Origin of the sequence: Flavobacterium sp. CSZ (assembly GCF_015350725.1) — a bacterium.
Lineage (GTDB): Bacteria > Bacteroidota > Bacteroidia > Flavobacteriales > Flavobacteriaceae > Flavobacterium.
Window position 1 is genome coordinate 22,917 of sequence record NZ_JADKPQ010000034.1, and the last position, 11,141, is coordinate 34,057.

The 11,141-nt window shown below is 33.5% G+C and carries 13 protein-coding genes; all 13 read left to right on the forward strand.

Annotation, left to right across the window (positions count from 1 at the left end):
- Positions 1-34 precede the first annotated feature (34 nt).
- Complete coding sequence (locus IRZ78_RS25110; RefSeq protein ID WP_194620173.1) at positions 35-625, forward strand: hypothetical protein; 591 nt, start codon at positions 35-37, stop codon at positions 623-625.
- 123 nt (positions 626-748) lie between these two features.
- Positions 749-2,023: a Na+/H+ antiporter gene (locus IRZ78_RS25115; RefSeq protein WP_194620175.1), complete on the forward strand. Its 1,275-nt coding sequence runs from the start codon at positions 749-751 to the stop codon at positions 2,021-2,023.
- Positions 2,024-2,162: 139 nt separating this feature from the next.
- A complete protein-coding gene (locus tag IRZ78_RS25120) occupies positions 2,163-2,825 on the forward strand; it encodes a hypothetical protein (RefSeq protein ID WP_194620177.1) in 663 nt (220 codons plus the stop codon).
- A gap of 35 nt (positions 2,826-2,860) precedes the next feature.
- Positions 2,861-3,325 (forward strand): hypothetical protein, encoded by a 465-nt coding sequence (locus IRZ78_RS25125; protein WP_194620179.1) that lies wholly within the window; start codon positions 2,861-2,863, stop codon positions 3,323-3,325.
- A 118-nt stretch (positions 3,326-3,443) separates the two neighbouring features.
- Positions 3,444-3,881, forward strand: a complete 438-nt coding sequence (locus IRZ78_RS25130; protein ID WP_194620181.1) for an acyl-CoA thioesterase — start codon at positions 3,444-3,446, stop codon at positions 3,879-3,881.
- 88 nt (positions 3,882-3,969) lie between these two features.
- Positions 3,970-4,821, forward strand: coding sequence for a mechanosensitive ion channel family protein (locus tag IRZ78_RS25135; protein ID WP_194620183.1), 852 nt, complete (start codon positions 3,970-3,972; stop codon positions 4,819-4,821).
- 102 nt (positions 4,822-4,923) lie between these two features.
- Positions 4,924-5,916 carry an alpha/beta hydrolase gene (locus tag IRZ78_RS25140; protein ID WP_194620185.1) on the forward strand — a complete coding sequence of 331 codons (993 nt, stop codon included), beginning with the start codon at positions 4,924-4,926 and terminating at the stop codon, positions 5,914-5,916.
- A 116-nt stretch (positions 5,917-6,032) separates the two neighbouring features.
- The gene (locus tag IRZ78_RS25145) at positions 6,033-6,422 is read left to right on the forward strand and encodes a DUF1398 family protein (RefSeq protein WP_194620187.1); all 390 of its coding nucleotides are present in this window, start codon (positions 6,033-6,035) and stop codon (positions 6,420-6,422) included.
- Between the two features lie 21 nt (positions 6,423-6,443).
- Positions 6,444-7,277: a ThuA domain-containing protein gene (locus tag IRZ78_RS25150; protein WP_194620189.1), complete on the forward strand. Its 834-nt coding sequence runs from the start codon at positions 6,444-6,446 to the stop codon at positions 7,275-7,277.
- Between the two features lie 39 nt (positions 7,278-7,316).
- A complete protein-coding gene (locus tag IRZ78_RS25155) occupies positions 7,317-8,123 on the forward strand; it encodes a hypothetical protein (RefSeq protein WP_194620191.1) in 807 nt (268 codons plus the stop codon).
- 49 nt (positions 8,124-8,172) lie between these two features.
- Positions 8,173-9,018 carry a sulfurtransferase gene (locus IRZ78_RS25160; RefSeq protein WP_194620193.1) on the forward strand — a complete coding sequence of 282 codons (846 nt, stop codon included), beginning with the start codon at positions 8,173-8,175 and terminating at the stop codon, positions 9,016-9,018.
- 189 nt (positions 9,019-9,207) lie between these two features.
- Positions 9,208-10,449, forward strand: a complete 1,242-nt coding sequence (locus IRZ78_RS25165) for an ATP-binding cassette domain-containing protein (RefSeq protein ID WP_194620204.1) — start codon at positions 9,208-9,210, stop codon at positions 10,447-10,449.
- Positions 10,450-10,459: 10 nt separating this feature from the next.
- Positions 10,460-11,074, forward strand: coding sequence for a hypothetical protein (locus tag IRZ78_RS25170; RefSeq protein WP_194620206.1), 615 nt, complete (start codon positions 10,460-10,462; stop codon positions 11,072-11,074).
- The last annotated feature ends 67 nt before the right edge of the window (positions 11,075-11,141 follow it).

The window sequence follows — 11,141 nt, forward strand, 5'->3', positions numbered from 1 at the left end:
TCATCAACAAAATAAACCTAATTGATAATCTAAAATGAAAAAGATACTCTTACTATTTTTTGTTCTCACCCAAATTAGTATTTACGCACAAGTACAGAAAATAAAAGACAATTTTAATGTCGTAATCAGAACCGAAGAAGGCGATTTAAACAATGACGGCTTAGCAGATAAAGTGTTTGTGAAAATGGATACGATAGACAAAACACAACCTTTAAAACTGGAAATCTATTTTTTAGAAAAAAACGGAAAATATAAATTAAAAGTCGCTACAAAAAAATTAATGGAAGCTCAATATCCAAACCGAAAATATGGTGGCAATCAAATTCCTGATGTAACTATTGAAGATGGTAGTTTGTCTTTATATTCTGAAATCGGTAATAACCACTTTTCGCACATATTCAAATTTAAAAATGGCTATTTTGAATTACAAAAAATATCAAATGTTGTTTGGGATGGCCAAAATTTAACTACCGAAACGGATTTCAATTTAGTAACAGGACAAAGAACTGAAATAACAAAAGCGCTGGGTTCTGAAAAAATCATCAAAAAGACATCAAAAAAAAACCAGGTAAAACCATTGCCGAAAATCGATAACTTTAGCGCTTTTGACAGTAAATTGAATTAAAAGAACCAAAACAGTATGCATATCCTAACTAAACTGCTCATAAAGATTACAAACTTAAAACAATCCAATCTACTGATTGAAAACCTCTAAAACAAGAAACAACTCAATGAAAATTAATCCATAATGGAAAACTACAGCATTATTATTTTTATCCTCACCATCTTAATCGGTCTTTCAGCTTTTGCGCATAAAATAAAATTACCTTACCCTATATTACTTGTTATCGCCGGAATTGCAATTGGTTTTATTCCGTCAATGGGCGAAATCGAAATCAATCCTGAAATTATATTTCTGCTATTTCTTCCGCCATTATTATACGATGCTTCTTTTAATATTTCGCCTAAAGACTTCAAAACGAATATTAACACCATTAGCACTTTAGCTATATCATTAGTTTTTCTGACCACAATAGGCATTGCAGTAGTAGCCCGTTATATGATTCCCGGAATGACCTGGCCGCTGGCATTTGTGTTAGGTTCTATACTTTCTGCTACTGATGCTGTAGCGGCAATAAGCATTACAAAAGGATTAAATTTATCTCATAAAACCCTAACAATTCTCGAAGGCGAAAGTCTTATCAACGATGCATCGGCACTTGTGGCATATCGTTTTGCTGTGGCCGCCGTAATGGGATCTGCTTTTATTATCTGGAAAGCTGCTTTACATTTTGTGCTATTGCTTGGAGGCGGTTTTCTGGTAGGTTTTGTAATGGCAAAAATCCTGGCTTTCATATTAAGTAAAGTGCACAAAAAAAACGTAGAAGTTACCATTAGCTTTATGCTTTTAATGCCTTTTGTAACCTATCTTATCGCAGAACATTTAGAAGTTTCAGGAGTAATCGCTGTTGTTGTTTTAGGATTAACCATTGCTCGTTTCAGTAAAAAAATATTCCCTGAAAGTTTAAAAAATCAATCCAGAAGCCTTTGGGATATTATTATTTTTATACTCAACGGACTCATCTTTATCTTAATAGGACTTAATTTTCGTTATATCCTAAAAGGCATCGACAACGATATGATTTTGCCTTACATTGGATATGCAGCTATTATCACTATCGTCGCTTTATTGATTAGAATGGCGAGGATCTTTTTGCAGAAAATCAATCTTCAAAAAGCTTTTCACAACACTAAAAGAACAAGAAAAGTAAGCGAGCACGCCCTTTTAGACTTCAATAACAGTATTATTATCAGTTGGTCAGGAATGCGCGGAATCGTTTCTCTGGCTATTGCTATTGGTATTCCTAAAGAACTCGAAGATGGAACTCCTTTTCCGGAACGAACCGTTATTATATTTATTTCTGTAGCTGTTGTTTTACTTACTCTTATTGGTCAGGGCCTTACTTTACCTTTTATTGTAAAAAAATTAGAAGGTACAAAAGAGGACGAATTACAATCTTAATCTACTGATTTACAACACACAAACTTAAACAAACATTTTATTCGAAGTATAAATAGAAACATTTAACATTTGTAATGTTTTTTCGATATTTTTACTACTCTAAAAATCATCTAATTTAACTAAACCAACCACCACATTAATGAATGATCATTTAAAATATACCGCCAAATTGTTCAGCAGCGCAACATTTAGCTTTTTTAAAATAAATATTCTCGGACAATTCTTATATGCCATAATTGGAATATCTACCATTTGCACTATCATTTATCAATCAGGTGCAAAAATGGGACACATAAACGGATCAGCCATTGTATTGGTATTATTTGCTTTACGCCCAATTGGTTTTGGCTTAACATTAATCACCTTACTTGTAGGTCCATTTCTTTTATTTTCTCTTGGCAATAAATATATAATGTCAAAAATCATCAATAAGTTGATATCAGACAAAGGCGAAGTTTTACTTTTCCCTGTAATCGACAAAGTGATCGACAGAATCAAATCAAAACAACCGGAGTTATTAAAATCAGGAGCCGATAAAGCTATGCTGCAATTAAAATTAATTCAAGCGTTTAGGGATTCTGATGAAAACAAATGGGTAAAAAAAATATTGATTTATGGACTTAAAAAAATAAGCCTGGACGAAGTTGATTTTAAAGATGAAAATGTAAGCTTTTCAGAAATTATTAAAGACAAAATCATCACAGGATTAAAAAATGTTTCGCAACCCAGCAGAAACTTTTTTTGGATCATTCTGGGAGTACAAATTACTATTCTAATTCTGATCCTTACGCAGGTTATATAATTAAAAACACAATAAAAAATCCCCAAAATAATACCATGAACCCAGAATTAGAAAGCCATTTTGACGAATTTGACAAAGCACCGGTTATTAGAAGAAAACTTTTACCGTGGTGGATTAAAACTTTTTGTTGGATTTTCATGATAATGGGACTTTGCGCTATTGCATCTCTCGTTATCAATCTTTTTATCCCAAACGTAAATCTTTCTCTTTACGGTTTTTCCAGCAATACTGCTTTTTCAGGAATAGGAGCATTTATTATTGCCATTATGATATTCAAAGGTTTTGCGGCTTATTCTCTTTGGTTCGAAAAACCCAATGCAATCTCAATTGGTAAAATTGACGCTATTTGCGGAGTAGTGATCTGCATAGTTTCAATGTTTGCACTGCCCTTTGTCAATAATGGTCATTTTATGTTTCGCTTAGAAATTCTATTACTTGTTCCCTACTATATGAGATTAAACAAAATCGAATATGAATGGGACAATCTTGAAATTTTATAACAAAAAAGCTAACCAAAAATAATCGGGATAAAAAATAGATTATATACTTTAAGATTTTCTAAGAAACAGTTTCCTATTTTATTTGTAATTTCGATTTTCATTAAAATACAATTATAAAATGGCTTCATTTATTAAAGAAATATCTTTTCGCTGGTCTGATCTTGACCCTAATTTTCACGTTCGTCATAGTGCTTATTACGATTTTGGAGCACAACATCGTATCGAAATCCTTGAAGAACTGGGTTTAACTCTTAAAGTCATGCAAACACAAGGCTTTGGTCCTGTTTTATTTAGAGAAGAATGTGTTTTTAGAAAAGAATTAAAACTTTCTGATAAAATATTCCTTCACACCAAAACATCAAAAATGAAAGCCGATGCTTCACGCTGGTCCATCGTTCACGAATTCAGGAGAGAAGATGATACACTTTGCGCCGTGATTACCGTTGATGGTGCCTGGATGGATACCAAACTTCGTAAATTAGCTTCTCCAACACCTGAAATTGCTATTCAAGCTTTGAGCATTTTCCCTAAAAGTGACGATTTCGTTGGTTTATAAAACAAACCTCATTTTTCTTAACTTTATGAAATCCAAAAAACTATATTTTTAAATATATGTTTTTTGGATTTTTTAAAATTCAAAACTCATGATCGATTACGTAAAAGACTTCCGAATAATTATCATTATCGCTATAATTGGAGTTGTAACAATTGTTTTGGGCGCTGTTACAGACAAAGTACTTCGTTATTTTTTGTACCGCAAATTAACTGATAAAGAATATGATGCAACCGGATTTAGATTTTTAAAACACCTGATCATAACCGTAATCTATATTTTAGGATTCGCCTTTGCTTTAATACAAATTCCCGAATTTAAAATTATCGGACATTCTTTTTTAGCTGGGGCCGGAGTGATTTCATTAGTAGCTGGTTTAGCTTCTCAACAAGCTTTGAGTAATATCGTAAGCGGAATTTTTCTGGTAATTTTTAAACCCTTCCGAATCAACGATAAAATCACCATCAACAATTTTGTAGGTACCGTTGAGGATATTAATTTGAGGCAAGTAGTTCTCAAAGATGCCGAAAACAACCGAATTATAATTCCTAATTCTATTATTAGCAATCAGATTATTGTGAATACCAATATGCATGACACCAAATCCTGCAAAATAATCGAAATTGGCGTTGGCTACGAATCTGATATCGAAAAAGCACTGGAAATTATGAAAGAAGAAGTGGCAAAACATCCGCTATTTATAGATAACAGAACTGCAGACGATAAAAAACAAAAAAAGCAATTGGTTACAGCCCGCGTTGTGGCATTGGCAGATTCAAGCGTAACACTAAAAGCCTGGGCTTGGGCAAAAAACTCAACAGATGCATTTGTCATGTATTGCGATTTACTGCAAAGCATCAAGAAACGTTTTGATGAGGCCGGTATTGATATTCCTTATCCGCAACAAGTAGTTACTTTAAAAAATAACAAAAACGAGTCATAATTTCTTGTCTTTTATTTTCTGATAACTTTAAGATTTTATTTTTTGAATTTAAAATGGTTAACTTTAATTTTATAAATACTCCAAAACGAAATAATTCAAAAAATGAAAAATATAAAACTGATTCTGCTTCTTCTTCCCTTTTTTTGTTTTTCGCAGCAGGAAAACATTAAGGCCTTAGATATTAATTTAACCAATTACGAATACCCATTTCCTGTACAATTTTTAGAATTGAGCAATCAGCGCCAGTATCTTAAAATGGCATATATGGATGTCAAACCTAATAATTACAACAACAAAACCATTGTTTTGCTGCACGGTAAAAACTTCAATGGAGCATATTGGGAATCGACCATAAAAGCCCTGATAAAAGAAGGTTTTAGAGTTATTGTTCCAGACCAAATAGGTTTTGGAAAATCATCTAAACCGGATAATTTTCAATATACTTTTCAGCAATTGGCCGAGAATACCAAAAAGTTACTCGATCATTTAGGAATCAAAAAAGCAACAATTCTAGGACATTCTATGGGCGGAATGCTGGCGACAAGATTTGCTTTAATGTATCCAGAAACCACTGAAAAATTAGTTCTTGAAAATCCAATTGGTCTGGAAGACTGGAAACTAGTGGTGCCTTATAAACCTGTAGATTGGTGGTACGAATCAGAATTAAAACAAAGCTATCAGAATATAAAAAGCTATCAAATGGCGAATTATTATGATGGAAAATGGAATGCTGATTTCCAAAAATGGGCTGAACTTGGCGCCGGATGGACTACAGCTCCCGATTATGCAAGAGTGGCCTGGAATTCGGCTTTGATGTATGATATGATTTTTACGCAACCTGTTTTATACGAATTCAAAAACATCAAAAGTCCAACGCTTCTAATCATCGGGACAAGAGACAAAACAGCCATAGGAAAACCTTTGGTATCTGAAGAAGTCAGAAAAACAATGGGCAATTATCTCGAATTGGGCAAAAAAACACAAAAAGCAATCCCAAATGCAAAACTAGTCGAAGTACCCAACACCGGACATTTACCGCATATTGAATCTTTCGACCAATTTATAAAACCATTAATCGTATTTTTGAAACAATAATTTTTTTTGCTACGAATTTCAAGAATTAACAAATTAATATTTTAAAAGCATTACAAAGAAAAAATAGTGCTTATTCGTGAAATTCGTAGCAAACCCTAACTTAAAAACTAAAACACATGTTTACAATCGAACAAATAAAGGAAGCACATGCCAAAGTACAAAGCGGTGCAGATTTTCCAAATTATATACAAGACCTGATTATTTTGGGTGTAAAGGGATATGATACCTTTGTCAATAACGGAAATGTGGAATATTACGGAGTAAATAATTACAAAGTTTCGGCTGAAGAAAAATATCCTGAAATTCAGGTCGCTCCCGTGGCCAATAAAGAACGTTTTATCGAATTTCTGGTAATGCATCAGGACGGTCAGACCGATTATTTAACGTTCTGCAATCATGCCGCTCAATCCGGAATTGCCAAATGGCGTGTCGATATTATCGAAATGACTTGCACCTATTTCGACAAAGCTGATAATGAAATACTGATCGAAAAAATCCCTGGTTAAACATAATCTAAATCAAACTTCATGTCCAAAAGAATTATTCTGATTGCGCTGTTGTCTATTTGCTTTATAGGTTTTGCCCAGCATAAAAAAGCAAATCCTAAATTTAAAGTAATAGCTTTTTATACCGCCAAAAATGATCAGGCACATATCAGTTTTGTACATGAAGCCAATAAATGGTTTGCTAAAGTAGCCCAACAAAATCATTTCGAGTACGATTCAACCAGCAATTGGGATAATTTAAACGCCCAGTTTTTATCGAAATACCAAATCGTTTTATTTTTAGATACAAGACCCGAAACAACAAGTCAGCGCGACGCTTTCCAGAAATATATGGAGAATGGCGGCGGTTTTATAGGATTCCATTTTTCGGCATTTGCGCTAAACGATTCTACTTATCCTCAAAACTGGAATTGGTACCACAATACTTTTTTAGGATCAGGCGAATACGGCAGCAATACATGGCGGCCAACATCGGCAGTTTTACGAATCGAAAATCAGCATCCTGCAACTAAAAACATTCCTAAAACATTCAAATCAGCACCAAACGAATGGTACAGATGGAGCAATGATTTAAGAAAAAATCCGGATATCAAAATCCTTGTTGCGATCGACCAAAGCAGCTTTCCGTTAGGAACAGGTCCAAAACAAAACGAAATTTGGCATGAAGGTGATTATCCCGTAGTCTGGACCAATAAAAACTATAAAATGCTTTATGTAAATATGGGGCACAATGATATCGATTACGAACACGGAACCAATAAAACGCTTTCGTATACTTTTGAAAATAAAGAACAAAGCCAATTAATCTTAAACGGATTACTTTGGTTAGGTAGCTCTAAAAAGCAATCAAAATAGAGCAATTAAATAAAACTAATACAAGGAAAATATCATTTAATGAAAAATAAAATTGTCTTCGTTTTTTTTACACTTTTAGCACTCTCTTGCAACTCAAAACAAGAAGAGAATAAAACAAAAACTGTAAATAATACTAAAAAAGAAACGGTAAACGATACTACTTCAACAACTAAAACAGCCGATGCAGTTCATTATCAAATATCAGTTTTTGATGATTCAAAATTTGCAGACAGAATAAAAGGAGATAAAGAAAAATTAAAAAAACTTTCACAAGAACAGCTTTTTTCTGAAATGAGTAGTAAATCAATAGTAAAGTTAAACGAAAAACAACAGCTTTTTTTCAACACAAATTCTAATTATGAATTACTTTGTTTTGCAAAAGGCAATCTATTTCAGGAAAGCAACAACGATTATGTTTTTATTGTTTATGACAAAGAAAACATTAAAACTAAAATTTTACTTTATAATGATAAAACCAGCCAATACGCTGAACTTTTTAAAGATATAAAGGTAGAAAACAGATTAGAAAATGCAGATTGCGGAAGTTATTCCTTGGGAACCCTTGATTATCAATTTGCAATCGAACATTTGATTATGAACGAAGGTGCACTTAAAATAAACCCTCAATATTATTTAGAAGATCTTCCTTTAAAAATTACTGACATATCAAAAGATGACAGTTTTGTGCTAAAGGAAGGATGTTTTGCAAAAAATGCTTCACGAAAAAATTTAGCCAACACGCTTTGCATTTCTACAAGCCCGGTGTATAGTAATTGGGAATGTTTGCAATACAACAAAACAAACAATACTTTTTTTATTTTTTATAGTCAGGCTTTCGCCGATTAATCTCAGATTAAAAATAAATATTACAAGAACAAAAAGTAAATAAATCAACATGTCAGCTAAACTTTCTCCCATTATAAATCCCGACGAACTTTTAAACATTAAAAATTCGTCTGAAGTTATTTTAATCGATGCCAGAGCCGGAATAAATGCTCAGGAAAATTATCAAAAAGAACATCTTAAAGGTGCTCGTTATGTCGATTTAAATCAAGATTTAGCAACCGTCGATAATCCGGCAAACGGAGGCAGACATCCTTTGCCTTCTTTAGAAAAATTCTCTCAGGTACTTTCTAAACTTGGTATTTTGCCTTCGAGCCATGTGATCATTTACGACGATAAAAACGGATCGAATGCAGCAGCAAGATTTTGGTGGATGTTACGCGCCATTCAACATAAAAAAGTTCAGGTTCTCAATGGAGGTTTACAAACCGCAGTAAAAGTAGGCTATCCTGTAAGTTCAGCTATTGAAACTTTTGAACCAACCGAAAACTATCCAATTGCTAAATGGAATTTGGCTCAGGCCGATATTGAAGAAGTCGAAATAGCGCGAAATAACATAGAAAATATTGTAATTGATGTAAGAGATAAAAACCGTTTTGATGGCCTTACAGAACCGCTGGATTTAATCGCAGGACATATTCCGGGCGCTATCAATGTTCCGTTTAGCGAAAACTTAAACGAAGATGGATTTTATAAACCAGCCGAAGTTTTAGCAAAAAAATATACTGAAATTATAGGCGACAAAAAGCCTGAAAATATAATCGTGCATTGCGGTTCTGGAGTTACAGCCTGCCATACGTTACTCGCGATGGATTATGCAGGACTTCCAATTCCTAAACTATACGTAGGATCCTGGAGCGAATGGTCCAGAAATGATCGCGAATTAGCAACTAAATAAAGCATTGGCTTTAATATTTAACACATAGAAACATAGATTTTATATGTGTAAAAAAAGAATACAAAAAGAAACATGTTTCTAACACATAGCTATGTTTGTTTAAATAAGTGAAACGCCTATTCTTACATTACAAAAGCTATGTTTCTATGTGTTAAGAATACAGACAACAGTTTAAAATACAAATACAAAATGCAACACTGGGATATACTTTTATCAAATCAGGTAAACAAAAAAGCCTTTATAGATACTTTGCTTTCCGGCGAAGCCAAAGGAGAATTAGCCGTTTTTAACAACCAAAAAGGCATTCTGTTTTCAGACATTGCCATAGAGAAATTCATCGAAAAAGAATACCAATACGACATCGTAGAAGCCTCTCCGCAATCTCACAGACAATTGAGAACTTTTTCGTCAGGCGAACGCAAAAAAGAATTTCTAAAATACTGTATCAATCAAAAACCCGATTTCATTATTTTCGATAATCCCTTTGATCATTTAGATCAGGCATCTCGCGTACTTTTGGCAGAATCATTAAAAGATTTAACGGAAGATATTGCCATCATTCAAATCGTAAATCGTGTAATCGACGTATTATCTTTTGTTCCCAATAAAGCCCAGATCAAAGACAATACGTTTGAATTACATCCACTCTCACAAACCTTAAATCATTATAAAGCCCTAAATACATCGGCAATTCCAAAAGCAATTGAACCACATTCCTTTCACGAAAGTGTATTAATCAAAATGGAAAATGTTTCGGTAAGTTATGACGATCGAAAAATTGTAGACAACATTTCATGGACCATAAAACAAGGTGAATTCTGGCAATTAATAGGACCAAACGGCTCCGGAAAAAGCACCATTTTATCCTTGATTACAGGAGATAACCCAAAAGGTTTCGGACAGGATTTGCATTTATTCGGAAGAAAAAAAGGAACTGGCGAGAGCGTTTGGGATATCAAAAAACAAATCGGAATCTTCACCACTTCTATGACAGATCTATTTCAAAAAGGTCACACCTTAGAACAAATGATTTTATCCGGTTTCTTTGACTCTATTGGGCTATATATAGAACCAACCACTTTACAAAACAAAACAGTAGACCAATGGCTGGAAGTAATTGAAATGAGCCATTTAAAAAAGAAACGTTTTATCGATCTTTCAATTGGTCAGCAAAGAGTCGCGTTGATTGTTCGTGCCGTTTTAAAACATCCACCGTTATTAATTCTGGATGAACCAGTAGAAGGTTTAGACGACGAAAATGTCGATTTAGTAATTCAGCTTATCAATACCATAAAACAAGAAACAAACGTGAGTATTTTATACGTTTCGCATCGTATCGAAACTGGCCTTGCTCCTACTTCGGTTTTTGAACTTTTACCTTCCCCAACAGGATCAATCGGTAAAATAAAATACCATTCTGAGCCCAATTAAAAACAAAAAAATGAAAATCAGATATATCTCATTATTAGTAATACCACTAATAATAGCCTCATGTTGCGGTACCATTTCAACAGCAAAGAAAGCGTACACCATTACCGAAACAAAACCATTAAAATCCAATTGGAAATTTAATTCAAAAGAATGGTTGCTAAAAAAAGATACCTTAATAGGAACAGGCGGTCCGATGCACTGGGGCGTAATAGAATCGAAAAAACAACTCCCTGAAAATTATGAAATCGATTTTAAAGTAAACATGACCAAAGAATCACTCTTCGAAATCATGCTCAACATCGATAAAGAAAACTACATCAGAACCTATCTCTACCAAATCGACCAGAATATCGTAATTGGAAGAGGCGTTTACAAAGAAGGAAGTGATGAATATGAAAAACGAGGCGGCCCAACTTTGTTCAAAAAACCTATGAAATTAGAAAACAACAAATGGTATTCCGTAAAAATAAGAGTCTTCAACAATCAATTGTTCTTCTCAGTCGATAACGAAACCTTCTTAGAATGTTCCCTTGAAAAAAGCAAACTAAGCCAACAAGGCAAACTAGGTTTGCTAACCAACGGCGAAGCCAAAATCATAGACCTTACCGTTAAAAACATTGAATAGATTTTTTTAACCATTAAGATATTAAGAAAAATTAAGCCCTAACTAGTAAAAACAAAAAAGCTCCAAA

Bases quoted from the DNA above. Each gene is read 5' to 3' on its own strand.
- IRZ78_RS25160 (WP_194620193.1), top strand. From the start codon at position 8,173: ATGTCAGCTAAACTTTCTCCCATTATAAATCCCGACGAACTTTTAAAC.
- IRZ78_RS25145 (WP_194620187.1), top strand. From the start codon at position 6,033: ATGTTTACAATCGAACAAATAAAGGAAGCACATGCCAAAGTACAAAGC.
- IRZ78_RS25170 (WP_194620206.1), top strand. From the start codon at position 10,460: ATGAAAATCAGATATATCTCATTATTAGTAATACCACTAATAATAGCC.
- IRZ78_RS25150 (WP_194620189.1), top strand. From the start codon at position 6,444: ATGTCCAAAAGAATTATTCTGATTGCGCTGTTGTCTATTTGCTTTATA.
- IRZ78_RS25115 (WP_194620175.1), top strand. From the start codon at position 749: ATGGAAAACTACAGCATTATTATTTTTATCCTCACCATCTTAATCGGT.
- IRZ78_RS25120 (WP_194620177.1), top strand. From the start codon at position 2,163: ATGAATGATCATTTAAAATATACCGCCAAATTGTTCAGCAGCGCAACA.
- IRZ78_RS25165 (WP_194620204.1), top strand. From the start codon at position 9,208: ATGCAACACTGGGATATACTTTTATCAAATCAGGTAAACAAAAAAGCC.
- IRZ78_RS25140 (WP_194620185.1), top strand. From the start codon at position 4,924: ATGAAAAATATAAAACTGATTCTGCTTCTTCTTCCCTTTTTTTGTTTT.
- IRZ78_RS25135 (WP_194620183.1), top strand. From the start codon at position 3,970: ATGATCGATTACGTAAAAGACTTCCGAATAATTATCATTATCGCTATA.
- IRZ78_RS25110 (WP_194620173.1), top strand. From the start codon at position 35: ATGAAAAAGATACTCTTACTATTTTTTGTTCTCACCCAAATTAGTATT.
- IRZ78_RS25155 (WP_194620191.1), top strand. From the start codon at position 7,317: ATGAAAAATAAAATTGTCTTCGTTTTTTTTACACTTTTAGCACTCTCT.
- IRZ78_RS25125 (WP_194620179.1), top strand. From the start codon at position 2,861: ATGAACCCAGAATTAGAAAGCCATTTTGACGAATTTGACAAAGCACCG.
- IRZ78_RS25130 (WP_194620181.1), top strand. From the start codon at position 3,444: ATGGCTTCATTTATTAAAGAAATATCTTTTCGCTGGTCTGATCTTGAC.